This window comes from Pseudomonas kurunegalensis, from assembly GCF_030291635.1.
GTDB classification, from domain to species: domain Bacteria; phylum Pseudomonadota; class Gammaproteobacteria; order Pseudomonadales; family Pseudomonadaceae; genus Aquipseudomonas; species Aquipseudomonas monteilii.
Window position 1 is genome coordinate 5,637,304 of the sequence record NZ_CP127871.1, and the last position, 23,626, is coordinate 5,660,929.

22 protein-coding genes are annotated in these 23,626 nt (G+C 63.2%); 9 read left to right on the plus strand and 13 right to left on the minus strand.

Annotated elements, in window-relative coordinates; translation table 11 throughout:
• Positions 1 to 3 precede the first annotated feature (3 nt).
• Entirely contained in the window at positions 4 to 1,185 is a 1,182-nt protein-coding gene (locus QQ992_RS25705; RefSeq protein ID WP_016712376.1) for a BaiN/RdsA family NAD(P)/FAD-dependent oxidoreductase, read from the plus strand.
• Positions 1,186 to 1,268: 83 nt separating this feature from the next.
• Entirely contained in the window at positions 1,269 to 3,452 is a 2,184-nt protein-coding gene (yccS, locus tag QQ992_RS25710; protein WP_110740854.1) for a YccS family putative transporter, read from the plus strand.
• A 15-nt stretch (positions 3,453 to 3,467) separates the two neighbouring features.
• On the opposite strand, the gene QQ992_RS25715 is transcribed toward yccS, so the two are convergent.
• Positions 3,468 to 4,205 carry a substrate-binding periplasmic protein gene (locus QQ992_RS25715; RefSeq protein ID WP_286111543.1) on the minus strand — a complete coding sequence of 246 codons (738 nt, stop codon included), beginning with the start codon at positions 4,203 to 4,205 and terminating at the stop codon, positions 3,468 to 3,470.
• Positions 4,206 to 4,360: 155 nt separating this feature from the next.
• On the opposite strand from QQ992_RS25715, the gene QQ992_RS25720 reads away from it, so the two are divergent.
• The gene (locus QQ992_RS25720) at positions 4,361 to 4,813 is read left to right on the plus strand and encodes a GNAT family N-acetyltransferase (RefSeq protein WP_105946356.1); all 453 of its coding nucleotides are present in this window, start codon (positions 4,361 to 4,363) and stop codon (positions 4,811 to 4,813) included.
• Between the two features lie 32 nt (positions 4,814 to 4,845).
• Here QQ992_RS25720 and QQ992_RS25725 read toward each other — a convergent pair whose 3' ends face one another.
• From QQ992_RS25725 to tkt, 9 genes are all read right to left on the minus strand, one after another.
• Complete coding sequence (locus QQ992_RS25725) at positions 4,846 to 5,142, minus strand: winged helix-turn-helix domain-containing protein (protein WP_016395304.1); 297 nt, start codon at positions 5,140 to 5,142, stop codon at positions 4,846 to 4,848.
• A gap of 12 nt (positions 5,143 to 5,154) precedes the next feature.
• Positions 5,155 to 5,655 (minus strand): M48 metallopeptidase family protein, encoded by a 501-nt coding sequence (locus QQ992_RS25730; RefSeq protein WP_060500996.1) that lies wholly within the window; start codon positions 5,653 to 5,655, stop codon positions 5,155 to 5,157.
• A 39-nt stretch (positions 5,656 to 5,694) separates the two neighbouring features.
• Positions 5,695 to 7,821, minus strand: coding sequence for a putative bifunctional diguanylate cyclase/phosphodiesterase (locus QQ992_RS25735; RefSeq protein WP_110740856.1), 2,127 nt, complete (start codon positions 7,819 to 7,821; stop codon positions 5,695 to 5,697).
• Between the two features lie 210 nt (positions 7,822 to 8,031).
• The gene (gene fba, locus QQ992_RS25740) at positions 8,032 to 9,096 is read right to left on the minus strand and encodes a class II fructose-bisphosphate aldolase (RefSeq protein WP_012274520.1); all 1,065 of its coding nucleotides are present in this window, start codon (positions 9,094 to 9,096) and stop codon (positions 8,032 to 8,034) included.
• Between the two features lie 100 nt (positions 9,097 to 9,196).
• The gene (locus QQ992_RS25745) at positions 9,197 to 9,526 is read right to left on the minus strand and encodes an MliC family protein (RefSeq protein WP_012274521.1); all 330 of its coding nucleotides are present in this window, start codon (positions 9,524 to 9,526) and stop codon (positions 9,197 to 9,199) included.
• A gap of 63 nt (positions 9,527 to 9,589) precedes the next feature.
• A complete protein-coding gene (locus tag QQ992_RS25750; RefSeq protein WP_019097664.1) occupies positions 9,590 to 9,841 on the minus strand; it encodes a hypothetical protein in 252 nt (83 codons plus the stop codon).
• Positions 9,841 to 11,004 carry a phosphoglycerate kinase gene (locus QQ992_RS25755; RefSeq protein ID WP_286111546.1) on the minus strand — a complete coding sequence of 388 codons (1,164 nt, stop codon included), beginning with the start codon at positions 11,002 to 11,004 and terminating at the stop codon, positions 9,841 to 9,843. Before QQ992_RS25755 ends, QQ992_RS25750 begins: the two co-directional genes overlap by 1 nt.
• Positions 11,005 to 11,016: 12 nt before the next feature.
• A complete protein-coding gene (gene epd / locus QQ992_RS25760) occupies positions 11,017 to 12,078 on the minus strand; it encodes an erythrose-4-phosphate dehydrogenase (protein WP_012274524.1) in 1,062 nt (353 codons plus the stop codon).
• A 150-nt stretch (positions 12,079 to 12,228) separates the two neighbouring features.
• Positions 12,229 to 14,226 carry a transketolase gene (gene tkt, locus QQ992_RS25765; RefSeq protein ID WP_286111549.1) on the minus strand — a complete coding sequence of 666 codons (1,998 nt, stop codon included), beginning with the start codon at positions 14,224 to 14,226 and terminating at the stop codon, positions 12,229 to 12,231.
• A 229-nt stretch (positions 14,227 to 14,455) separates the two neighbouring features.
• On the opposite strand from tkt, the gene QQ992_RS25770 reads away from it, so the two are divergent.
• The 4 genes from QQ992_RS25770 (at position 14,456) to QQ992_RS25785 (ending at position 19,028) form a co-directional block, all read left to right on the plus strand.
• A complete protein-coding gene (locus QQ992_RS25770) occupies positions 14,456 to 15,448 on the plus strand; it encodes an ArsR/SmtB family transcription factor (RefSeq protein ID WP_119371646.1) in 993 nt (330 codons plus the stop codon).
• Between the two features lie 18 nt (positions 15,449 to 15,466).
• Positions 15,467 to 16,657 carry a methionine adenosyltransferase gene (metK, locus tag QQ992_RS25775; RefSeq protein ID WP_003249375.1) on the plus strand — a complete coding sequence of 397 codons (1,191 nt, stop codon included), beginning with the start codon at positions 15,467 to 15,469 and terminating at the stop codon, positions 16,655 to 16,657.
• 145 nt (positions 16,658 to 16,802) lie between these two features.
• On the plus strand, positions 16,803 to 18,503 hold the full coding sequence (gene ligB / locus QQ992_RS25780; RefSeq protein ID WP_286111550.1) for an NAD-dependent DNA ligase LigB: 1,701 nt from the start codon (positions 16,803 to 16,805) through the stop codon (positions 18,501 to 18,503).
• A 132-nt stretch (positions 18,504 to 18,635) separates the two neighbouring features.
• Entirely contained in the window at positions 18,636 to 19,028 is a 393-nt protein-coding gene (locus QQ992_RS25785) for a DUF1090 domain-containing protein (protein ID WP_286111551.1), read from the plus strand.
• A 156-nt stretch (positions 19,029 to 19,184) separates the two neighbouring features.
• Here QQ992_RS25785 and QQ992_RS25790 read toward each other — a convergent pair whose 3' ends face one another.
• A complete protein-coding gene (locus tag QQ992_RS25790) occupies positions 19,185 to 19,631 on the minus strand; it encodes a c-type cytochrome (RefSeq protein ID WP_286111552.1) in 447 nt (148 codons plus the stop codon).
• Between the two features lie 119 nt (positions 19,632 to 19,750).
• On the opposite strand from QQ992_RS25790, the gene mltA reads away from it, so the two are divergent.
• A complete protein-coding gene (gene mltA, locus QQ992_RS25795; RefSeq protein WP_016712393.1) occupies positions 19,751 to 20,902 on the plus strand; it encodes a murein transglycosylase A in 1,152 nt (383 codons plus the stop codon).
• Between the two features lie 49 nt (positions 20,903 to 20,951).
• Here mltA and QQ992_RS25800 read toward each other — a convergent pair whose 3' ends face one another.
• Both QQ992_RS25800 and QQ992_RS25805 read right to left on the minus strand, forming a co-directional pair.
• On the minus strand, positions 20,952 to 21,338 hold the full coding sequence (locus tag QQ992_RS25800) for an MAPEG family protein (protein WP_119371649.1): 387 nt from the start codon (positions 21,336 to 21,338) through the stop codon (positions 20,952 to 20,954).
• Positions 21,339 to 21,365: 27 nt separating this feature from the next.
• Positions 21,366 to 22,199 carry an EamA family transporter gene (locus tag QQ992_RS25805; RefSeq protein ID WP_286111553.1) on the minus strand — a complete coding sequence of 278 codons (834 nt, stop codon included), beginning with the start codon at positions 22,197 to 22,199 and terminating at the stop codon, positions 21,366 to 21,368.
• A gap of 189 nt (positions 22,200 to 22,388) precedes the next feature.
• Between QQ992_RS25805 and QQ992_RS25810 the strand changes: the two genes are divergently transcribed.
• Complete coding sequence (locus QQ992_RS25810; RefSeq protein WP_286111554.1) at positions 22,389 to 23,624, plus strand: cation:proton antiporter; 1,236 nt, start codon at positions 22,389 to 22,391, stop codon at positions 23,622 to 23,624.
• Positions 23,625 to 23,626 lie beyond the last annotated feature (2 nt).

Here is a 23,626-nt window from a genome sequence, read left to right on the forward strand (position 1 = left end):
ACCGTGCATTCCACCGACGTCATCATCCTCGGCGCCGGCGCCGCCGGCCTGATGTGCGCCCAGCTCAGCGCCCGTCGTGGCCGCCGGGTGCTGCTGCTCGACCACGCCAACAAGCCCGGCAAGAAGATCCTCATGTCCGGCGGTGGGCGCTGCAACTTCACCAACATGTACACCGAGCCGGCCAACTTCCTGTCGCAGAACGCGCACTTCTGCAAATCGGCCCTGGCCCGCTACACCCAGTGGGACTTCATCGAACTGGTGTGCAAGCACGGTGTGGCGTACCACGAGAAGAAGCTCGGCCAACTGTTCTGCGACAACAAGGCCAGCGACATCCTCGACATGCTGCTGGCCGAGTGCGACGAGGCTGGCGCCGAAATCCGCATGCACACCAGCATCGAACAGATCGAAAAGACCGAAACCGGCTACCTGCTGCAGACCAGCGGTGGCCAGTTCGCCTGCCAGTCGCTGGTGATCGCCACCGGCGGCCTGTCGATCCCGACCCTGGGTGCCACCGGTTTTGGCTACCAGGTGGCGCGCCAGTTTGGCCACACCCTGTTGCCGACCCGCGCCGGGCTGGTGCCGTTCACCATCACCGAGCCCCAACTCAAGGCACTGTGCACCGAGTTGTCCGGCACCTCGCTGGACTGCACCGCCAGCTGCAACGGCACCAGCTTCCGCGAGAACCTGCTGTTTACCCACCGCGGCCTGAGCGGCCCGGCGATTTTGCAGATTTCTTCGTTCTGGGAAGCCGGTGACACGGTGGAGATCAACCTGCTGCCGGACCGCGATGCACTCACCTGGCTGCAACAGATGCAAACCGAGCGCGCCAACGCCGAACTGAAGACCGTGCTGGGCGAGGTGTTCACCCGCAAGCTGGCCAACCTGCTGGCCGAGCAGTGGTTCGAGTCCAGGCCGATGAAGCAGTACACCCCAGCAGAGCTGGCACAGATCGCCGAAAAGCTGGCGAACTGGCAAGTGGTACCGGCCGGCACCGAAGGCTACCGCACCGCCGAAGTCACCCTGGGCGGCGTGGATACGCGCGAAGTGTCGTCCAAGACCATGGAATCGCTGAAAAGCCCGGGGCTGTACTTCATTGGCGAAGTGCTCGACGTCACCGGTCACCTGGGCGGTTTCAACTTCCAGTGGGCCTGGGCATCGGCCAACGCCGCAGCGCAGTTCGTGTAGAGTAGAATCCATTCAGCAGCACGGAACGCTTCTTGCTGGCCCGTGCTGCACTGCATTCTTCGCTTACTGCCTAGCAGGCCATCATGTCATCGAGCTCGTTCCGTCAGTCACTGCGTCGCCTGTGGGGCCAAGACAAGTTCAGCTACAGCATCCGGGTCACCATCGCCCTCACCGGCAGCCTGGCCCTGTGCTGGTACCAGAACGAGATGGCCCTGCTGATCCCCCTGTTCCTCGGCATCATCGCCAGTGCCCTGGCCGAAACCGACGACAGCTGGCAAGGCCGCCTCAGCGCCCTTGCCGTTACCCTCGTGTGTTTTGCCATCGCCGCGTTGGCGGTGGAGCTGCTGTTCCCCTACCCCTGGGTTTTCGTTGTTGCCTTGGCCTTGGCCGCATTCGGCCTGACCATGCTCGGTGCCTTGGGCGAACGCTACGGTGCGATCGCTTCAGCGACCTTGATCACAGCGGTTTACACCATGATCGGCGTGGACCAGCGCGGTGGCCAGGTGACGGACTTCTGGCACGAGCCTTTGCTGCTGGTGACGGGGGCGGCCTGGTACGGGCTGCTGTCGGTGCTATGGCAGGCACTGTTCTCCAACCAGCCGGTGCAGCAAAGCCTGGCCAAGCTGTTCTTTGAGCTGGGCAGCTACCTCAAGCTCAAGGCCAGCCTGTTCGAGCCGGTCCGCACCCTTGACGTCGAGGCCCGGCGCCTTGAGCTGGCGCAGCAAAACGGCAAGGTGGTGGCGGCGCTCAACGCAGCCAAGGAAATCATCCTGCACCGGGTCGGCAACAGCCAGCCGAACTCCAAGGTCAGCCGCTACCTCAAGCTGTATTTCCTGGCCCAGGACATCCACGAGCGGGTCAGTGCCTCGCACTACCCCTATAACGCCCTGACCGACGCGTTCTTCCACAGTGATGTGATGTTTCGCTGCCAGCGCCTGCTGCGCAAGCAGGGTTCGTCCTGCCAGGAACTGGCGCGCTCGATTCGCCTGCGCCAGCCGTTCGTGCTGGCCAGCGGTTATCCCGAAGCCCTCGAAGACCTCAACGCTTCGCTAGAGCACCTGCGCATCCAGAGCAACCCGGCCTGGCGTGGCCTGTTGCGTTCGCTGCGGGCACTGGCCGCCAACCTGGCAACACTGGACCGCCTGCTAAGCGCCGCCAGCAACCCGGACAGCCTGGCCGACGCCAGCGACAGCAGCCTGCTCGACCGCTCCCCACGCTCGCTTAAAGACGTGTGGACACGCCTGCGCACCCAGCTGACGCCGACCTCGCTGTTGTTCCGTCATGCCCTGCGCCTGCCGCTGGCGCTGTCGATCGGCTACGGCATGGTGCACCTGATCCACCCCACCCAAGGCTACTGGATCATCCTGACCACGTTGTTCGTGTGCCAGCCCAACTACGGCGCAACCCGGCGCAAGCTGGTACAGCGAATCTTCGGCACCGCCGTCGGCCTGACAGTAGGCTGGGCGTTGTTCGACCTGTTCCCCAACCCGGTCATCCAGTCGCTGTTCGCCGTGGTCGCCGGGGTGGTGTTCTTCGTCAACCGCACCACCCGCTACACCCTGGCCACGGCGGCGATCACCCTGATGGTACTGTTCTGCTTCAACCAGATCGGCGATGGCTATGGGCTGTTCCTGCCGCGCCTGTTCGATACCCTGGTGGGCAGCCTGATCGCCATCCTGGCGGTGTTCCTGTTCCTGCCTGACTGGCAAGGGCGGCGGCTGAACAAGGCACTGGCCAATACCCTGGCCTGCGCCAGCGTATACCTGCGCCAGATCATGCAGCAGTATGCCCACGGCAAGCGCGACGACCTGGCCTACCGCCTGGCCCGGCGCAATGCCCACAACGCCGACGCGGCGCTGTCCACCACCTTGGCCAACATGCTGATGGAGCCTGGGCATTTCCGTAAGGAAGCGGATGTGGGCTTCCGTTTCCTGGTGCTGTCGCACACCCTGCTCAGCTACCTCTCCGGGCTGGGTGCACACCGCGACACGGCGTTGCCGGCGGAGGTCCAGGAGCAGCTGATCGAAGGCGCCGGGCAAAGCCTGGCCAGCAGCCTGGACGAAATAGCCAATGGGCTGGCGGCGCGGTTACCGGTGGCGATTCACAGTGATGAAGAAGAGGCGCTGGCCAATGCCCTGGAGCAGATGCCGGAAGAGCTGGATGAGCATCAGCGGCTGGTGCAGACACAGTTGGCGCTGATTTGCCGGCAGCTGGGGCCATTGCGGACCTTGGCCGCCCATTTGATCAAGGAAGGTGCGCCTGCCTGAGAGCAGGCACAACCTTCAGAAACCATGCTGGCGCAGCAGCCGCGCATAACTGCCGTCCGCCTTCATCGCCGCAATCGCCTGCTCGAACCCCTCGACAATCCGCGCATGCCCCGGGTGTTTCAGGCTAACCAGAATATGCAGGGTGTTCTCCCCCAACGGCGGCTCCACCAGCATCACCCCATCGCGCACTTCCTGCGGCTCACGCTGCAAGTTGTAACGCGCCACATACTCATCCTCCACCGCCAGGTTCACCCGCCCGGCCGCCAGCATGCGCACCGCCGACGAAAAGTTGCGCACCGGCACCTTGTTCAACCGGGTATCACCATCGAACTCAGGTGAGTAGGCGTAATCACGCACCACAGCGATGCTGTAGGGGTACAAGTCTGACTGGTGCTGATAGCGGAATGGCTCGCCCGTGCGTTGCAGCAGGCGAATACGGTTAGTCAGGTAAGCGCTGGAAAACTGCCCGATACGGGCACGCGAGTCGTTTTGCCAGGCATTGATCAGCACGTCGTAACGCCCTTCACTCACCCCCAGCAACGCCCGGGCCCAAGGCGCTTCTTCGAACGTAGTGGCATAGCCCGCGCGGGCCAGCGCCGTGGTGACAATGCTGGTGGCCAAGCCCCCGCCCGGCATGCTGGTATCGGTGAACGGCGGCCAGCTGTCGGCCACCAGGCGCAGCTTGTCGTCAGCTGCGACGGGGGTTGCCAGCATCATTGCCAGTAATCCCAGAACACAAAGCAGTGGCCGCATGCTCACGTCCTTTCGCGATGGGGGGCACACACTGCCGATGAGATTACACAAAGCCGTCGCCGAGGGCAGCGGCCAATAGTGTCATTTAGCCTCTATTTTGGCCGAAGGGCACAGGCCATGCGATGATCGACGGCTCACTCAAGGAGTTCGCGCCTATGTCCATCGACTGGCTCTGCAAGCACCACACCGACCTCGGCAAGGACCAGCTCTACGCCATTCTGCAATTGCGCACGGAAGTGTTCGTGGTAGAGCAGCGCTGCGCCTACCAGGAAGTGGACGGCCAGGACCTGACGGGCGATACCCTGCACCTGATGGCCTGGCAGGATGACAAGCTGGTCGCCTACCTGCGCCTGCTCGACCCGCAGTCCCAGGGCGGGGATGTGGTGATCGGGCGAGTGGTGACTTCGCCGTCAGCGCGCGGGCTGAAGCTGGGGCATCCGTTGTTGCTCAAGGGGCTGGAGGCGGCTGAGCATTGCTGGCCAGGCGTACCGGTTTACCTGTCGGCACAGGCACATTTGCAAGGGTTCTATGCCCGCCACGGGTTTGCGGTGGTGGGAGAGGAATACCTTGAGGACGACATTCCGCATATCGGGATGCGCAAAGGTTGAGGTTGCCGGGGCCAGCCTGAGGCCCCGGAACTTCACGGGTAGCCCAGGACTTCGCGGATCTGCCGCAAGTGCTGGATGATCCACTGCTTGTCGATCGCCCCCCAGTCATGAATGCGGTAATGCCCGGCATGGTTGCGCGCGCCTTCCTGCTGCTCGAACTCGCAGACGATGTCCAGGTCGGCCAGGGCGGCGATGGTGTCCTGGGCCGTGCGCCGTGGCATCCCGGTGGCCTCCATCAACGCGGGTACGCTGGTCGCGGTCTGGCTGTCGATCAGCCAGGCCACGTACAAACGGCGGTAGAAGCTGCTCTTGGTCTTGCTCACTTCCATGCTGCGTGGTCCTTAAACGTTGCCCGGCAGCTCCCGATAAGTCAGGTAGACGCGCAGGTCGAATTCCAGTTGGTGGTAGTCCGGCTCCATGTGCTGGCAGAGCTGGTAGAACGCCTTGTTGTGATCGCGCTCGCGCAGGTGAGCCAGTTCGTGCACCACGATCATGCGCAAGAACTGTGGCGCGGCCTCCTTGAACAACGAGGCAATGCGGATTTCCTTTTTCGCCTTGAGCTTGCCGCCCTGCACCCGCGACACCGCCGTGTTCAGACCCAAGGCCCGATGGGTCAGGTCGAGGCGGTTGTCGAACAATACCTTGTCCAGACCCGGCGCGGTGCGCAGGTACTGCTGGCGCAGGTCCTGGGCATAGCCGTACAGCGCCTTGTCGCTTTGCACGTCATGGCGGTCGGGGTAGCGTCGCTGCAGGTACTCGCCCAGGCGGCCGCTGTCGATCATCTGCCGCACCTGCGCTTGCAGGTGCGGGGGGTAGGCTTGCAAGTAACGTAATACGGTCATGGCGCTGCATTCGGCGTAACGAATGCCGATTCTAGCCAATCATGGCCCAGGCCACGAGAAAATTGCCGGAAACCCGCTGGCGTCTGCTGCGATCATTGGGTAAGCCACCAGGAAGCCCTGCACATATTCACAGCCATTGGCCTTGAGCCAGGCCGCCTGAGCCGGGGTCTCCACCCCTTCGGCAATCACCGTGATGCGGTAGTCGGCACACAGGCCAATCACACTGCGGACCAAGGCCGCATCCACCGCCGAGTCGGGCAGGCGTGCCACCAGGTGGCGGTCAAGCTTGAGGGTATCGATTGGCAGGTCGCGCAGCATGCGCAATGAACAGTCACCCGCACCAAAGTCATCCAGCGCCACCCGCACCCCCAACTCGCGGAGGCGGTGTATCTGCTTCACGGCCGCATCGATGTTGTACATCAACGAGGTCTCCGCCACTTCCACCTCCAGCTGCGCCGGGTCCAGTTGGTAAAGCTGGATGACCCGCTGCAACTCTTCAACCAGGCTGGGCATGACGAACTGCGCACGGCTCAAACTGATGCCGAGTACCAGGTCTGCGGGGAAGCGTTCATACCAGGCCTGTCGCTGAGCGGCCCCCTGCCGATAAATCCAGCTGGCCAGTCGGTTGATCAGCCGCGCTTCCTCCAGCAACGGAATGAACAGCCCCGGCGGTACGTCGCCGACGCTGGGGTGCTGCCAGCGCAACAATGCTTCGAAACCACGTAGACGGCCATCGATGAACGACACCTGCGGCTGATAGACCAAGGTGAAGTCCTGCTGCTCGATAGCGGTGCGCACGCTGTCTTCAAGCATCAGGCGCGAACGTGCCCGGCCGTTGAGTTCCTGGTCATAGAAGCGGTACTGCTGGCGCCCGGCCTGCTTGGCGGCATACATCGCCGCATCGGCTGCACGCAACAGGCCTTCCACATTGGCGCCGCAGTCCGGGTAGGTGGCGATGCCGATGCTGACCCCAAGGCTCACATCGAGCCCTTCGATCTGGTGACTGATCGAAATACGCTCAAGCAGTTTCTCGGCATATCGCCCTGCCTGCTCGGGGTAAGGCAGGCTATCAAACAGCGCGGTAAATTCATCACCGCCCATCCGCGCCAGCAACGCCTCGCTACCCAGGCAGTCCTTGAGTTGCTCGCCTACCCAGCGCAGCACGCGGTCACCGGTTTCGTGGCCCAGCGAGTCGTTGATGCGCTTGAAGCCATCCAGGTCCATGTACATCAGCGCCTGCGCCTTGTCCGAGCGCTCGTTACGCAGCAGCGCACCTTCGGCGGCCTGGTAGAAACCCCGCCGGTTGAGCAACCCGGTGAGCGGGTCGGTAACAGCCTGGTACTCCAGCTGCTGGTGCAGGTTGCGCACCACCGACATGTCCAGCACCGTCACCACCATGGCCTGCTGGTCGGCCGGCAGCGGTGCACAGGACAGCGCCACCGGCACCAGCTCGCCCCCCAAAGTGCGCAACTGGGCATCGTGTACGCGGAAAATGCGCCGCCCCAGGTAGGCCTGGTAGAAGTCGGACTCACCCCACAGGCTGGCATTGGCCAGTTGCACCAGGTCAAGCAGGTGAGCGCCCTGCAATTGCTGCACCGGTGCCGCCAGCAAGCGCGAAATGGCCGGGTTGGCAAAACTGATGACACCTTGGGCATCTACCACCAGGATGCCCTCGGCAGCATTCTCCAGGATCGATGCATTGAATGCCCTGGCGGCCTCCAGCTCTCGGCTCAGACGTTGCAGCATGCGCCGGTTGCGCTGCTGTTCGAGCAAGGCCTGAACCTTGGGCTTGAGGATTTGCGGGTCGAACGGCTTGAACATGTAGTCGACGGCGCCGCTGGCGTAGCCTTTGAGCACGGCGGCTTCGGACTGTTCGTTGGCGGTGAGGAAGATAATCGGGGTCAGCCGGGTGCGTTGGCTGCCACGCATTAGCCGGGCGACTTCGAAACCGTCCATTTCCGGCATTTGCACATCCAGCAGGACCAGGTCGACATCGTGCTCGAGCAACGCGCTCAAGGCTTCCATCCCTGAGCTTGCCGTCAACACTTGCCAATCCTGCCGGGCCAGCAATGCCCGCATGCTGATGAGGTTCTCGGGGTAGTCGTCTACCACCAGAAGAACCGAGCTGCCATCCAGTGGCTGTGGTTGAGCTTGAGCGCCATCCATGCTGCTTCTCTGTTATGTGACCGACTTCAAAATACGGTTGGATCCATTAATACTCTAGACCCGAGGCCGTAACGCGCAATGCAATCAGAACGCTATCAGTGGCTCAACTGTACGGTAGCCGACTAACGGTCAGTCTGCCGGGTTTATGTGCAGGTTCTGTCGCCCATAAAAAAACCCGCATCGCTGCGGGTTTTTCATGCTGCCGGTCGATCAGTTGACCTTGGCGGCCAGCTCACCTTTCAGGTAGCGCTGGTACATGCCTTCCAGGGAGATCGGCTTGATCTTGGAGGCATTGCCGGCGGTGCCGAAGGCTTCGTAACGGGCGATGCACACGTCGCGCATGGCCTTGACGGTTTCACCGAAGAACTTGCGTGGGTCGAACTCGCTCGGGTTGGTCGCCATCAGGCGGCGCATGGCACCGGTGGACGCCAGACGCAGGTCGGTGTCGATGTTGACCTTGCGTACGCCGTACTTGATGCCTTCGACGATCTCTTCAACCGGTACACCGTAGGTTTCCTTGATGTCGCCGCCGTACTGGTTGATGATCGCCAGCCACTCTTGCGGTACCGAGGAAGAACCGTGCATCACCAGGTGGGTGTTGGGGATGCGCTTGTGGATTTCCTTGATGCGGTCGATGGCCAGCACGTCACCGGTAGGTGGCTTGGTGAACTTGTAGGCACCGTGGCTGGTACCGATGGCAATCGCCAGGGCGTCGACCTGGGTCTTCTTGACGAAGTCGGCAGCCTCTTCCGGGTCGGTCAGCATCTGGCTGTGGTCCAGCACGCCTTCGGCGCCGATGCCGTCTTCTTCACCGGCCATGCCGGTTTCCAGCGAACCCAGGCAACCCAGCTCGCCTTCTACCGAAACGCCGCAGGCGTGTGCCATGGCAACGGTCTGCTGGGTAACGCGGACGTTGTACTCGTAGTCGGTCGGGGTCTTGCCGTCTTCACCCAGCGAGCCGTCCATCATCACCGAGCTGAAGCCCAGCTGGATCGAGCGCTGGCAGACGTCAGGGCTGGTGCCGTGGTCCTGGTGCATGCACACCGGGATGTGCGGGAATTCTTCGATGGCCGCCAGGATCAGGTGGCGCAGGAACGGGGCGCCAGCGTATTTGCGGGCACCGGCCGAAGCCTGGACGATCACCGGGGAGTCGGTCTTGTCGGCCGCTTCCATGATGGCGCGCATCTGCTCGAGGTTGTTGACGTTGAAAGCTGGTACGCCGTAACCGAACTCGGCGGCGTGGTCCAGCATCTGGCGCATGCTAATGAGTGCCATTGTGTATCTCTCTCCCGACAAGCGTCGTATGTTTCGTGCAAGCCTGCCGCAGGGGCGGTTGCTGTTCAAGTAGTGTGGGCCACCCTAGCGGCCCGGCCAGTCACGGTGCCTTGCAGCCCCGCCCAATCAGATCGTTGGTTGCCACCCAGTACACCAGGCCTTCTTCGCCCTTGGTGTGGAAGGCCAGCATGCCATCGCTGTACAGCGCACCCGAGGCACCCGGCTCGGACTTGAGCCGGTAGACCTGGTCGCCGCCACCAAGGCGCACGTCGACCTGATCGCGTTGTGCATCGGCGAAGCGCCACAGCACTTCGGCCTGGGTGTCACAGACCCAACGGGTCCAGTTGTCTGCCGGGGCGGGTTGCGCCGGCTGCAGCAGTGAGCATCCTGCCAGTGTCGCCAGGGCCGTCACGGCCAAAAGCGCTTTCATTACATATCCTCTAGATGACCACACAGCGGTCGCTTGGTTGCCTGAGCCGACGAAACGCCGGGCTCAAGGGCAACCCGGCGCCTTGCGCTGGTGGTCTTCGTCGTACTTTTCCAGGCCTTCCGGGCCCACGCGCTTGCTGATGACCGGTACGGTTTCGGCCTGCCATTCGGACTGATAGCAACCGCCCTTGGGCGAATGCGCCGGATCGGCATCAGAAGCCGGGCTGCCAGAGCAGGCGCTCAGCAGGCCGGCCAGCATCATCACAGGCAATTGCTTGACCATCAGGCCACTCCCTTTGCCAAGCGCCGACGTCATCAGGCCTTGGCCCGCTCTTCCAGGATTGCCACGGCGGGCAGGACCTTGCCCTCGACGAACTCGAGGAAGGCACCACCACCGGTAGAAATGTAGGAGATATCCTTGCTGACGCCATATTTGTCGATGGCTGCCAGGGTGTCACCGCCACCGGCGATGGAGAACGCGGCGCTGTCGGCGATGGCCTTGGCCAGTACCTGGGTGCCGTTGCCGAACTGGTCGAACTCGAACACGCCGACCGGGCCGTTCCACAGGATGGTCTTCGACGACTTCAGCAGCTCGGCGAAGTTGGCCGCGGTTTGCGGGCCGATGTCCAGGATCATGTCATCGGCTGCCACGTCGGCGATGGCCTTGACGGTAGCTTCGGCGGTTTCGGCGAATTCCTTGGCCACCACCACGTCTACTGGCAGTGGCACGCTGACCTTGGCGGCGATGGCCTTGGCGGTGTCGACCAGGTCAGGCTCGTACAGCGACTTGCCCACCGGGTGGCCAGCAGCGGCCAGGAAGGTGTTGGCGATGCCGCCACCGACGATCAGCTGATCGCACACGGCGCTCAGGCTGTTCAGCACGTCCAGCTTGGTGGACACCTTGGAACCGGCAACGATGGCCGCCATCGGCTTGGCAGGCGCCTTCAGGGCTTTGCCCAGAGCGTCCAGCTCGGCAGCCAGCAGCGGGCCGGCAGCAGCGACCTTGGCGAACTTGGCCACACCATGGGTCGAACCTTCGGCGCGGTGAGCGGTGCCGAACGCGTCCATGACGAACACGTCGCACAGGGCAGCGTACTTCTGCGCCAGTTCGTCAGTGTTCTTTTTCTCGCCCTTGTTGAAGCGCACGTTCTCGAACAGCACCAGGTCACCGGCCTGTACCGCGACACCGTCCAGGTAGTCGGCAACCAGCGGCACGTCGCGGCCCAGGGCCTTGCTCAGGTAGTCGGCAACCGGCTTGAGGCTGTTCTCGGCAGAGAACTCGCCTTCGGTCGGGCGGCCCAGGTGCGAGCAGACCATTACCGCCGCGCCCTTTTCCAGGGCCAGCTTGATGGTCGGCAGCGCTGCCAGGATACGCGCATCGCTGGCTACCACACCGTCCTTCACAGGTACGTTGAGGTCTTCGCGGATCAGTACGCGCTTACCTTGCAGGTCGAGGTCGGTCATCTTCAACACGGTCATGAATGCAGTCCTTCAGGGCTGTTTGTTGCGGGTTGGGTGAACGACGTGCAGAAAGTGTTCGGCAACGTCGAGCATTCGGTTGGCAAAACCCCATTCGTTGTCGAACCAGGCCAGCAGGTTCACCAGGCGGGGGCCGGAAACACGAGTCTGGCTGGCATCGACGATCGCCGAATGCGGGTCATGGTTGAAATCACAGCTGGCGTGCGGCAGCTCGGTGTAGGCCAGCAAGCCTTTGAGCGGGCCTTCCAGTGCGGCCTCGCGCAATACCCGGTTGACCTCGGCCGCGCTGGTGTCGCGGGCGGTCTGCAGGGTGATGTCCAGGCACGAGACGTTGACGGTGGGCACGCGTACCGCTTTGGCCTGGATTCGTCCGGCAAGTTCCGGCAGCAGGCGCTCGATGCCACGCGCCAGACCAGTGGACACCGGGATCACCGACTGGAAGGCCGAACGCGTGCGGCGCAGGTCTTCGTGGTGGTAGGCGTCGATCACCGGCTGGTCGTTCATCGCCGAGTGAATGGTGGTGATCTGCACGTATTCGATGCCGAACGCCTGGTCCAGTACCCGCAGCAGCGGCACACCGCAGTTGGTGGTACACGAGGCGTTGGACACCAGGCGCTCGCTGCCGGTCAGGCAGGCCTGGTTGATGCCGTAGACCACCGTGGCGTCAACGTCGGCTTCGCTGGCCATGGGCTGCGAGAACAGTACCCGGGGCGCACCGGCGTCGAGGAAACGCTGGCCATCGGCGCGGGTGTTATAGGCACCGGAGCATTCCAGCACCAGGTCGATGCCGAGCGCGGCCCAGTCGATACCTTCAGGGGTAGCACTGCGCATTACCTTCACGCAGTCGCCATTGATATGCAGACAATCGCCATCGACCTTCACCTCACCGGGGAAACGCCCGTGGGTGGAGTCGAAGCGAGTCAGGTATTCCAGGCTGGCCTGATCGGCCAGGTCGTTCAGCGCGACGATCTCGAAACCGGCCTTCGCCCCCCGCTCGAACAGCGCGCGCAGGACACAGCGGCCGATACGGCCATAACCGTTGAGTGCAACTTTGTAGGGACGCAGGTGGGGCATAGGTAGCTCTTGAACTCCGGCAGTTGAACGGGGCCGCTGCGCGGCCCATTCGCGGCACAAGGCCGCTCCCACAGGGGACGGCATACGCAATACCCTGTGGGAGCGGCCTTGTGCCGCGAACGAGGGCCAAAGGCCCTCGCCTTCCTTGTATCAGTCTTCCAGCAGCTCTTCGGCAGTACCCAGGATGTTTTCCAGGGTGAAGCCGAATTCTTCGAACAATGCCGAAGCCGGCGCCGACTCACCGTAGGTGGTCATGCCGATGATACGGCCTTCCAGGCCGACGTACTTGTACCAGAAGTCGGCGTGGGCCGCTTCGATGGCGATACGCGCACCCACTTCCAGCGGCAGTACAGACTGCTTGTAGGCAGCGTCCTGAGCGTCGAACACGCTGGTGCACGGCATGGAAACCACGCGCACCTTGCGGCCTTGCTCGGTCAGCTTGTCGAACGCCTGAACGGCCAGGCCCACTTCGGAACCGGTGGCGATCAGGATCAGCTCCGGCTCGCCAGCGCAGTCCTTGAGCACGTAGCCACCACGGCTGATGTCGGCGATCTGCTGAGCGTCGCGTGCCTGGTGCTGCAGGTTCTGGCGCGAGAAGATCAGCGCCGAAGGGCCGTCCTTGCGCTCCAGGGCGTTTTTCCAGGACACGGCGGATTCCACCGCGTCGGCCGGGCGCCAGGTGTCCAGGTTCGGCGTGCTGCGCAGGCTGGTCAGTTGCTCGATTGGCTGGTGAGTCGGGCCGTCTTCACCCAGGCCGATGGAGTCGTGGGTGTAGACGTGGATCACACGCTGCTTCATCAGAGCGGACATGCGCACGGCGTTGCGTGCGTATTCCATGAACATCAGGAAGGTCGCGCCGTAAGGCACCAGGCCACCGTGCAGGGCAACACCGTTCATGATGGCGGTCATGCCGAACTCGCGCACGCCGTAGAACACGTAGTTGCCGCTGGCGTCATTGGCTTCGACGCCTTTGCAGCCCTTCCACAGGGTCAGGTTGGAGCCTGCCAGGTCAGCCGAACCACCCAGGAACTCGGGCAGCAGTGGGCCAAAGGCGTTCAGGGCGTTCTGGCTGGCCTTGCGGCTGGCAATGGTTTCGCCCTTGGCGGCCACTTCGTTGATGTAGGCCTGGGCCTTCTCGCTGAAGTCGGCCGGCAGCTCGCCGCTGTCACGGCGCTTGAATTCGGCAGCCAGTTCCGGGAAGGCCTTGGCGTAGGCGTCGAAACGCTGGTTCCAGTCGGCTTCAGCCTTGGCACCGGCGGCCTTGGCGTCCCACTCGGCATAGATGTCGGCCGGGATTTCGAACGGGCCGTGGTTCCAGTTCAGTTCCTTGCGGGCCAGGGCGATTTCGTCGTTGCCCAGCGGGGCACCGTGGCAGTCTTCTTTACCCTGCTTGTTCGGCGAACCGAAACCGATGATAGTCTTGCAGCAGATCAGGGTCGGACGGTCGCTCTTGCGCGCCGTCTCGATGGCCATCTTGATTTCTTCGGCATCGTGGCCGTCGACGTTGCGGATCACCTGCCAGTTGTACGCTTCGAAGCGCGCCGGGGTGTTGTCGGTGAACCAGCCGTGCACCTCACCGTCGATGGAGATGCCGTTGTCGTCGTAGAAGGCGATCAGCTTGTTCAAGCCCAGTGTGCCGGCCAGCGAGGCGACTTCATGGGAAATACCTTCCATCATGCAGCCATCGCCCAGGAACACGTAGGTGTTGTGGTCGACGATGGTGTGGCCGTCACGGTTGAACTGGGCAGCCAGCACTTTTTCGGCCAGGGCGAAGCCCACGGCGTTGGCGATACCCTGCCCCAGCGGGCCGGTGGTGGTCTCGACGCCTGGGGTGTAGCCGTATTCCGGGTGGCCCGGGGTGCGGCTGTGCAGCTGGCGGAAGCCTTTGATGTCATCGATGGTGACGTCGTAGCCGGTCAGGTGCAGCAGCGAGTAGATCAACATCGAGCCGTGGCCGTTGGACAGCACGAAGCGGTCACGGTCGGCGAAATCAGGGTTGCTCGGGTTGTGCTTCAGGTAGTCACGCCACAGTACTTCGGCGATATCCGCCATGCCCATGGGGGCACCTGGGTGGCCGCTATTAGCCTTTTGCACGGCATCCATGCTGAGGGCGCGAATGGCGTTGGCACGTTCACGACGGCTGGGCATCGCTGGTCTCCTGGGGGGTTTGAATAGGTGGTGTCACGAAAAAAGGCGGCTATTTTCGCCCACTGGGGGGGCTTGGGGCAATGACGTATGGTCGCACTCGGGGGATTTTCCTGTGATTAGCCTTCAATTCGGGGCAAAACCGGGATAACCGCCCCGCCCATCAGTCAATATCAAAACTTTTTGATATTGGCCTTGCTAGGGCTTCGATGCCTGTCTAGACTGCCGCCCCATGAACCTCCGTGCGCAATCGATCCCCGAGCAACGTGAAGCATTGGCCGCCCTGTGCAAAGCCAGTGGCGACGCGCTGCGCCTGAACGTATTGCGCGCCCTGGCCAACGACTCGTTCGGCGTGCTGGAACTGGCGCAGATCTTCGACATCGGCCAGTCGGGCATGAGCCACCACCTGAAGGTGCTGGCCCAGGCCGAACTGGTAGCCACCCGTCGCGAAGGCAACGCCATCTTCTACCGCCGCGCCCTGCCTGACGGCCTGCGCCTGGGTGGCCGGCTGCACGCGGCGCTGCTTGAAGAAGTGGATGACATGGCCCTGCCGCCTGACGTGCAAGCGCGGATCGCCCAGGTGCAACAACGCCGCGCGGCCACCAGCCAGGACTTCTTCCTGCGTGTGGAAGAAAAATTCCGCGCCCAGCAAGACCTGATCGCCGGCCTGCCGCAATACCGCGAGAGCCTGCTGACACTGCTCGACAAGCTCAATTTCGACCCGGCTGCCAGCGCCTTGGAAGTTGGCCCCGGCGACGGCGGCTTCCTGCCAGACCTGGCCCGGCGCTTTGCCCACGTCACCGCCCTGGACAACAGCCCGACCATGCTTGAGCTGGCGCGCCAGGTGTGCCAACGCGAAGGGCTTCACAACGTCAACCTGCAGTTGGCCGATGCACTGGGTGCAACGGATGTGGCCGCCGACTGCGTTGTGCTGAACATGGTGCTGCACCATTTCAGCGACCCGGCCCTGGCCTTGCGCCAGCTGGCCAAACGGGTAAAGGCAGGCGGCAGCCTGCTGGTCACCGAACTGTGCAGCCATGACCAGGGGTGGGCGCGCGAAGCCTGCGGCGACCTGTGGCTTGGCTTCGAACAGGACGACCTGGCCCGCTGGGCCAACGCTGCCGGGCTGGCCCACGGGGACAGCCTGTACGTAGGCTTGCGTAACGGTTTCCAGATCCAGGTCCGCCATTTCCAGCGGACGGCTGGCGACATACACCATCGGTAAATTTCAGGAACCTTCGAGATGAGCGAATACTCCCTTTTCACCTCCGAGTCCGTGTCCGAAGGGCATCCGGACAAGATCGCCGACCAGATTTCGGACGCAGTCCTCGATGCCATCATCGCCCAGGACAAATACGCCCGCGTAGCCTGCGAAACCCTGGTCAAGACCGGTGTCGCCATCATCGCCGGCGAAGTCACCACTTCGGCCTGGGTCGACCTGGAAGACTTGGTGCGTAAAGTCATCATCGACATCGGCTACAACAGCTCCGACGTCGGCTTCGACGGCGCCACCTGCGCCGTGATGAACATCATCGGCAAGCAGTCGGTGGACATCGCCCAGGGCGTGGACCGCTCCAAGCCTGAAGACCAGGGCGCTGGCGACCAGGGCCTGATGTTCGGCTATGCCAGCAACGAAACCGAAGTGCTGATGCCGGCACCGATCTGCTTCTCGCACCGCCTGGTCGAGCGCCAGGCCGAAGCGCGCAAATCCGGCCTGCTGCCATGGCTGCGCCCGGACGCCAAGTCGCAAGTCACCTGCCGCTACGAAAACGGCAAAGTGGTCGGTATCGACGCCGTGGTGCTGTCGACCCAGCACAACCCTGAGGTTTCGCAGAAAGACCTGCAAGAAGCCGTGATGGAGCTGATCGTCAAGCACACCCTGCCTGCCGAGCTGCTGCACAAGGGCACCCAGTACCACATCAACCCGACCGGCAACTTCATCATCGGTGGCCCGGTGGGTGACTGTGGCCTGACCGGCCGCAAGATCATCGTCGACTCCTACGGCGGCATGGCCCGCCACGGTGGTGGCGCGTTCTCCGGCAAGGACCCGTCCAAGGTTGACCGTTCCGCTGCCTACGCCGGCCGCTACGTAGCCAAGAACATCGTTGCCGCCGGCCTGGCCGAGCGTTGCGAGATCCAGGTGTCGTACGCCATTGGCGTGGCCCAGCCGACCTCCATCTCGATCAACACCTTCGGCACCGGCAAGGTTTCCGACGACAAGATCATCCAGCTGGTGCGCGAGTGCTTCGACCTGCGTCCGTACGCCATCACCACCATGCTCGACCTGCTGCACCCGATGTACCAGGAAACCGCTGCCTACGGCCACTTCGGTCGCACCCCGCAGCAGAAGACTGTCGGCGACGACACCTTCACCACCTTCACCTGGGAGCGCACTGACCGCGCCCAGTCGCTGCGTGACGCTGCCGGCCTGTAAGTTTCCTACAGCGCCAGGCGAAAGCCCCTGCCGAGCAATCGGCAGGGGCTTTTTTGTGACATATCGGCTGACAATCCTGCGCCAGCAATCACCTGCGAACCTGCCTAGGCTGGGGACTCCTACACGCCACGCAAGGATGCTGGCCATGCCTTACTTTCTGCTGTTCACCCTGCTGCTGTTGCTGCAGGCCCCACTGGCCCGGGCCGAACAGTGCCCCGACTGGACGCCACAACAGGTCGACACCGAAGTCGCACAACTGCGGGCCACACTTGCCCGCTGGGATGACCATTACCATCGCCAAGGCATCGCGCTGGTGGCCGACGAACTGTATGACCAGAGCCGCCAGCGCCTGGACCACCTTCAGCAGTGCTTTGGCCTCGGCGACACCCCGCCACCCTTGGCCAGCGCGCGTGGCCCGATCAATCACCCGGTGCCACATACCGGCGTCGACAAGCTGCCAGACCGGCAGGCCGTGGCAGGCTGGCTGGCGGGCAAAAGCGACATATGGGTACAGCCAAAGGTCGACGGTGTTGCGGTTTCCCTGATCTATCGAAACGGCAATCTGGTACAGCTGATAAGCCGTGGCGACGGTGTACAAGGGCACGACTGGAGCCGGCACATCCCCCAACTCGGCAACATCACCCGGCAGTTACCCCAGGAACTCGACCTTCAATTGCAGGGTGAGCTTTACCTGCGCCTGGACCAGCATGTGCAAGCCCGGGCAGGCAGCGCCAACGCTCGCGGCACCGTGGCCGGGCTGCTCGCACGCAAACAGCTGACAACTGAACAAGGCGCCGGCATCGGCCTGTTCGTCTGGGACTGGCCGCACGGCCCCAGCCAGCAGGCTGAGCGCCTCAAGCAGCTGGCGCAACTGGGCTTTCCGGAAAGCCTGCGCTACAGCATCGCCATCGGCACCACGGACGAGGCCGCCCATTGGCGCGACCACTGGTACCGCTCTGCCCTGCCCTTCGCCACCGATGGTGTGGTGCTGCGCCAAGGCAGTCGGCCGCCCGCAGCGCGCTGGCAGGCCAAGGCGCCTTACTGGATCGCGGCCTGGAAGTACCCCTACGCGCAGGCGTTGGCCGAAGTGCGTGACGTACGCTTCCGGGTCGGCCGCACCGGCAGGGTTACGCCGGTGCTGCACCTGCTGCCGGTAACCTTGGATGACAGGCGAATCACCCAAGTAAGCCTGGGCTCGCTGGCGCGCTGGCACAGCCTCGACATCCGACCCGGTGACCAGGTGGCCGTCAGCCTGGCCGGGTTGACCATCCCGCGTCTGGAGCAGGTGGTGCATCGCGCGGTCGAACGCCAGGCGGTCAGCGCGCCGGCACCCGACCGTTATCACGCCCACAGTTGCTGGCAGGCCGGCGAGGGCTGTGAGGAGCAGTTCATTGCCCGCCTGACGTGGCTCAGCGGCAAACACGGGCTGGCCTTGCCACGCACCGGGCCTGGCACCTGGCGCCGGCTGGTGGACGCCGGGCTAGTGACATCGATGGCCGACTGGTTGTACCTGGATGCCGAGCGCCTGGGCCAGGTGGCAGGCATCAGTGATGCGACCTCTGCGCAGTTGTTGAGCAGCTTCGACACAGCCCGCTCACGGCCTTTTGCCCAGTGGTTGCGCGGGCTGGGTACACCCCTACCGTCGAGCCTGCAGCTGGCAGGCGACTGGCCAGGGCTGGAAAAGCGCGGCAGCCGTGAATGGCAAGCCTTGGCCGGGATTGGCGAAAAGCGTGGGCAGCAACTGGCGGCGTTTTTTGCTGCCAATGAGGTTCAAGCCCTTGCCGCAGAGCTGGCCCTGGCAGGGATCAATGGGTTCCAGAACGGCAGCGAACCCATCGAGCAATGATTTTTTACCAATTTACTTGCAGGGAAACCCTGAGATCGCACCAGAAAAAGCCGACAAGGGTTTCTAAATGGGCAAAACCAAGGCAGGATTTCCACCAACTTTTGCTGCCCCGCCCCGTCCAGGAGGCTTTTCATGAAACGTATTTCGACCTTTTTGCTGCTTGCGACACTTGGCCTGGCCGCAGGCACCGCACAGGCTGCCCAGCCGGATGCCGGCCTGACCGGCTGCGCCGCCAAGCGCAGCGCCATCGAAAACCAGCTGAAGATTGCCCGTGACCATGGCAACAGCGACCAGGTTGCCGGGTTGGAGGAAGCCCTGCGCGGGGTGGACAACTGCACCGACGCCAGCCTGCGCAAGGAACGTGAGCAGAAGGTGCTCGACGCCCGCCATGAAGTGGCGCAACGGGAAAAGGATTTGAAGAAGGCCGAGAAGAAAGGCGACGCCGAGAAGATCAACAAGCGTAAAGACAAGCTGGCCGAGTCGCGTAAAGAATTGCAGGAAGCGGTGGACGATCTGGATCGCTGAGACCAGCAGCAAACGCGGTCAATGTAGGAGCGGCCTTGTGTCGCGATAGGGCCGCGCAGCGGCCCCGGCGATTCATACATCAAGGCTGAAATCCTGGGGCCGCTGCGCGCCCCTATCGCGACACAAGGCCGCTCCTACACAAAGCAGCCCATGCCATCAGTGATTGCGGAATTCGGTATGACAGGCCTTGCACGCCGCTTCGACCTTGTCCATCGGCGCCTTCAACTGCGCGGCATCCAGCGGCTGACTGCGGGTTACGCCGACCAGTTCGCCGGTAACGCCCTCCAGCTGCCGGGCCAGGTCATGAAAGCGCGCCTGGCGCTCCCATACTTCGGCGCGGGCGGCGCTGTCGCCGCCATCGCGTACCTGTGGAAAGTGCTGCCAGGGCTGATGTGCAAGGCTGTCCAGCTTCAGCGCACCGTCGGCAAACTTGACCCCGTCGAACGGCAACCGGCCACGCAGCATGCCGCCCAGGTCTTCGCTGGTCTTGAGCATGTCCTTGAAGATCACTTTGCGCTGGCCCAGTGGCGAGTTCGGGTCAACCCGGTCACACCCCCCCAGGGCCAGTGCTGCCAGCAGAACAACGGTCAATCGCTTCAACATCACGGTCACTTCGGCCTACGCAAATGGGCGGCCAGTATCGCTGCCCACAGGCCAAAGACCAATAGCCACATAAAATACAGGGGCGAATATTCATGTTCGCCCATGACAGGAATGCACTCATGAAATCTGCCCTGCGCCACCTGGCCTGGACACTCCCTGTACTGGCGTTGCTGGCCGGCTGCAATGGCGGCGAGAACGCCAAGCCCGAGCCCCACGCCATTGCCACCTATGCCCCGGCCACCTGGAAAGACCTGCCGGCGGTCAGCGATGAAGACCTGTTGGCCGGCTTTTACGCCTGGCGCAGCGGCTGCGAGAAGCTCAAGCGCGACCCCGTGTGGGCTGCCACCTGTGAAGCGGCCGGGAGCGCCACGGCAAGCGCCGCGCAAGTGCGCACCTTTCTGGAGCAGAACCTGGAGGTGTACGGCCTGCGCTCTGCCGAGAACAACGCCAACGGCCTGATCACCGGCTACTACGAGCCGGTCTACCCCGGCAGCCTGAAGCAGTCGTCGACCAACCATGTGGCGGTTTATGGCATTCCTGAGGACATGATCGTGGTCGACCTGGCCAGCGTGTACCCCGAGCTGAAGGGCAAACGCCTGCGCGGTCGCCTCGATGGCCGGGTACTCAAGCCTTACGACACTGCCGAGGTGATCAACCGTGACGGCGTCAAGGCGCCAGTGCTGGCCTGGCTGACCGACCCGATGGACCTGCAGTTCCTGCAGATCCAGGGCTCTGGCCGCGTCCAGCTGGAGGACGGCCGGCAACTGCGCCTGGGCTACGCCGACCAGAACGGCCACCCCTACCGGCCAATCGGCCGCTGGCTGGTGGAACAGGGCCAGCTGAAAAAAGAAGAGGTGAGCATGGGCGCCATTCACGCCTGGGCCCAGGCCAACCCGCAGCGCGTGCCGGAACTGTTGGCCAGCAACCCCAGCTACGTGTTCTTCAGCACCCGCCCGGACAGCAACGAAGGCCCGCGCGGGTCGCTGAATGTGCCACTGACTGCCGGCTACAGCGTGGCCATCGACCGCAAGGTGATACCGCTGGGCAGCTTGCTGTGGCTGTCCACGACTCGCCCGGATGGCTCGCCTGTGGTGCGCCCGGTGGGCGCGCAGGACACTGGCGGGGCGATTGCTGGCGAGGTGCGTGCGGACCTGTTCTGGGGTACCGGGCCGCAAGCCGGCGAGCTGGCCGGGAACATGAAGCAGCAGGGGCAAATCTGGATGCTGTGGCCCAAGGGGCAACCACTGCCAGAAGTGCCCAAAGTGCCTTGATCGGCGCTGGATTCTTCGCGGGCTTGCCCGCGAAGAAGGCAACTCGGTTTCAGATGGAAACCACAAAGAACGACACGATCAGCGCCAACCCGGCAAACCACACCAGCGACCTCAAGGCAGCCCAGTCCGCCAGGTAGCAGATGATGTAAAGCAGCCGGCTGGTGATATACATCACCCCCAGCACATCCTGCGTCACCTGCTCGGCATTGCCGACAATGTCGGCCACCAAAACCGCTGCGGCAAACGCCGGAAACGCCTCGTAGCCGTTCTGCTGCGCAGCGTGCGCACGACGCGGCAGGCCGGACAGGGTATCGAGGAAGGCGCGCGGGTCATGGTTGTCCTTGAGACCAAAGCGGCCACTGCTCACCTTGGCGATCAAGGCACACAGCGGGTTCAACAGCAGCGCGATCAAAATGCACCACAGGGCAACGGTCATGCTCAGGACTCCTTGTTCGAAAATGGGTTAGAGCTTCATCACCAGCATGCCTGCCAGGACCAGCCCGCAAGCTAGGAGTCTTGGCCCGCCAAAAGGTTCTTTGAGGTAGCGCATGCCCAGCAACACCACCAGGATCACGCTCAACTCGCGCAACGCAGCTGCCTCGGCCACCGACCCCAGGTGCATGGCCCACAACACCAGGGCATAACTGAACAATACGCAAAAACCCACCGCCAGCCCCAGGCGCCATTGCGTTCGCCAGAACAGCATAAACGGCGCGCGCCGAGCCACGCTGGCCACCAGCGGAAATTGCCAGGCGCTGAGCAAGGTCAACCACACCAGGTAGTCCCAAGGCTTGCCCCACAAGCGCACGGCCTGGCCATCGAACCAGGTGTAGCAGCCGATGCACAGGCCAATCAGGGCAACCACCGGCAGCATCGACCAAGGCAGCCGGTCGCCACCACCGCCCTGCCACAACAGGCAGGCCATGCCACACGGGATCAACAGGATGCCGATGATCTGCTGCTGGCTCAGCGACTCCCCGGCAAAGGCCAGGGTCAGCCCCAGCACCACCAGCGGCGACAACCCGCGCATCAGAGGATAGACCAGCCCCAGGTCGCCCACGCGATAAGCCTGGATCAGCAAGTAGCGGTACAACTGCTCGGCGAGTGCCGACGCGATCAACCAAGGCCAGATTTCAGCGGGCGGCACATCGACGAACGCCACGGCCAGCACCGCGAAAGCGAGTGCAACCGTGTCCATGCTGGCGATTACCAGCAGGCGCTCGCCGCTGAATTTGATCAGGGTATTCCAGGTCGCATGCAGCAGGGCGGCGACCAGCACCAGGGATGTTGCCAACACGCCTTCTTATCCTTGCAGGGTTGTAAGGGGTCGAATATAGGGCATTCCGGGGAGCCGCCGCGCCCCCGGCATGGGAACGATTTCAGGGAATCCGGTCAAACCCTGTGTCCCGAACCCCGCGCCAGGTCATCAAAGAACTGCCCGAGCCATTCGGGTAACGACTTGGAAGCCACTGTTACAGGATTCGGGATGCTTGAATTAGTTGCCGCGTTTATCTGCCTCACCACCCTTCTTACCTACGTCAATTACCGCTTCATCGGCCTGCCCCCCGCCATCGGCGTGATGGTCACGGCATTGCTGTTCTCCCTGATGCTGCAGGGCCTGAGCCTGATCGGCTTCCCTGGCCTGGAAGAACGCGTCGAAGGCTTGATGAACCAGATCGATTTCAACGACCTGCTGATGCACTGGATGCTGGCCTTCCTGCTGTTTGCCGGCGCACTGCACGTCAACCTCAGCGACCTGCGCAGCTACCGTTGGCCCATTGGCCTGCTGGCGACCTTGGGCGTGCTGATCGCCACCGTGGTTATCGGCTACCTGTCGCACTGGGTATTCGCGATGTTCGGCTGGCAGGTGCCGTTGATCTACTGCCTGCTGTTCGGTGCGCTGATTTCGCCCACCGACCCGATTGCCGTGCTGGGCGCGCTGCGTACCGCCAACGCCTCCAAACCGCTGAAAACCACTATCGTTGGCGAGTCGCTGTTCAACGATGGCACGGCGGTAGTGGTGTTCACCGTACTGCTGGGCATCATCCAGCTGGGTGAAACACCGAGCATGACCGACACCGCCATCCTGTTCGCCCGGGAGGCCATCGGTGGCGTGGTGTTCGGCGGCCTGATCGGCTACGCCACCTACCGCATGATCAAAAGTGTCGAGCAGTACCAGGTCGAGGTCATGCTGACCCTGGCACTGGTCATTGGTGGCTCGGCCATGTGCTACGAGCTGCACGTCTCGGCGCCGATCGCCATGGTGGTGGCCGGCCTGATCATCGGTAACCTGGGGCGCAACCTGGCGATGAATGACATGACCCGTCGCTACATGGACGGTTTCTGGGAGTTGATCGATGACATGCTCAACGCCTTGTTGTTCGCGTTGATCGGCCTGGAATTGTTGCTGCTGCCGTTCAACTGGATGCACCTGGCGGCCGGCGGCGTGCTGGCGCTGGCGGTGCTGCTGTCGCGGTTGCTGACCGTGGCCCCGGCCATTGTGCTGCTGCGGCGCTGGCGCCTGGTGCCGAAAGGCACGGTGCGGGTGCTGACCTGGGGTGGCTTGCGGGGTGGGGTGTCGGTGGCCCTGGCGCTGTCGTTGCCTTTGGGCGAGGAGCGTGACCTGCTGCTGTCGATCACCTACATCGTGGTGCTGTCGTCGATTCTGGTGCAGGGGTTGAGCATCGGTCGGGTGGTGCGCAAGGTCAGCGCCCAGCCTTGAGA

Excerpts from the sequence above, each read along its gene's own strand:
- QQ992_RS25725 (WP_016395304.1), bottom strand. The coding sequence starts at position 5,142 with ATGGAAGTGAGCAAGACCAAGAGCAGCTTCTACCGCCGTTTGTACGTG.
- epd (WP_012274524.1), bottom strand. The coding sequence starts at position 12,078 with ATGCCCCACCTGCGTCCCTACAAAGTTGCACTCAACGGTTATGGCCGT.
- QQ992_RS25745 (WP_012274521.1), bottom strand. The coding sequence starts at position 9,526 with ATGAAAGCGCTTTTGGCCGTGACGGCCCTGGCGACACTGGCAGGATGC.
- QQ992_RS25785 (WP_286111551.1), top strand. The coding sequence starts at position 18,636 with ATGAAACGTATTTCGACCTTTTTGCTGCTTGCGACACTTGGCCTGGCC.
- ligB (WP_286111550.1), top strand. The coding sequence starts at position 16,803 with ATGCCTTACTTTCTGCTGTTCACCCTGCTGCTGTTGCTGCAGGCCCCA.
- QQ992_RS25735 (WP_110740856.1), bottom strand. The coding sequence starts at position 7,821 with ATGGATGGCGCTCAAGCTCAACCACAGCCACTGGATGGCAGCTCGGTT.
- QQ992_RS25755 (WP_286111546.1), bottom strand. The coding sequence starts at position 11,004 with ATGACCGTGTTGAAGATGACCGACCTCGACCTGCAAGGTAAGCGCGTA.
- QQ992_RS25770 (WP_119371646.1), top strand. The coding sequence starts at position 14,456 with ATGAACCTCCGTGCGCAATCGATCCCCGAGCAACGTGAAGCATTGGCC.
- QQ992_RS25790 (WP_286111552.1), bottom strand. The coding sequence starts at position 19,631 with ATGTTGAAGCGATTGACCGTTGTTCTGCTGGCAGCACTGGCCCTGGGG.
- QQ992_RS25810 (WP_286111554.1), top strand. The coding sequence starts at position 22,389 with ATGCTTGAATTAGTTGCCGCGTTTATCTGCCTCACCACCCTTCTTACC.
- metK (WP_003249375.1), top strand. The coding sequence starts at position 15,467 with ATGAGCGAATACTCCCTTTTCACCTCCGAGTCCGTGTCCGAAGGGCAT.
- fba (WP_012274520.1), bottom strand. The coding sequence starts at position 9,096 with ATGGCACTCATTAGCATGCGCCAGATGCTGGACCACGCCGCCGAGTTC.
- QQ992_RS25720 (WP_105946356.1), top strand. The coding sequence starts at position 4,361 with ATGTCCATCGACTGGCTCTGCAAGCACCACACCGACCTCGGCAAGGAC.
- yccS (WP_110740854.1), top strand. The coding sequence starts at position 1,269 with ATGTCATCGAGCTCGTTCCGTCAGTCACTGCGTCGCCTGTGGGGCCAA.
- mltA (WP_016712393.1), top strand. The coding sequence starts at position 19,751 with ATGAAATCTGCCCTGCGCCACCTGGCCTGGACACTCCCTGTACTGGCG.
- QQ992_RS25715 (WP_286111543.1), bottom strand. The coding sequence starts at position 4,205 with ATGCGGCCACTGCTTTGTGTTCTGGGATTACTGGCAATGATGCTGGCA.
- QQ992_RS25800 (WP_119371649.1), bottom strand. The coding sequence starts at position 21,338 with ATGACCGTTGCCCTGTGGTGCATTTTGATCGCGCTGCTGTTGAACCCG.
- QQ992_RS25750 (WP_019097664.1), bottom strand. The coding sequence starts at position 9,841 with ATGACGTCGGCGCTTGGCAAAGGGAGTGGCCTGATGGTCAAGCAATTG.
- QQ992_RS25730 (WP_060500996.1), bottom strand. The coding sequence starts at position 5,655 with ATGACCGTATTACGTTACTTGCAAGCCTACCCCCCGCACCTGCAAGCG.
- tkt (WP_286111549.1), bottom strand. The coding sequence starts at position 14,226 with ATGCCCAGCCGTCGTGAACGTGCCAACGCCATTCGCGCCCTCAGCATG.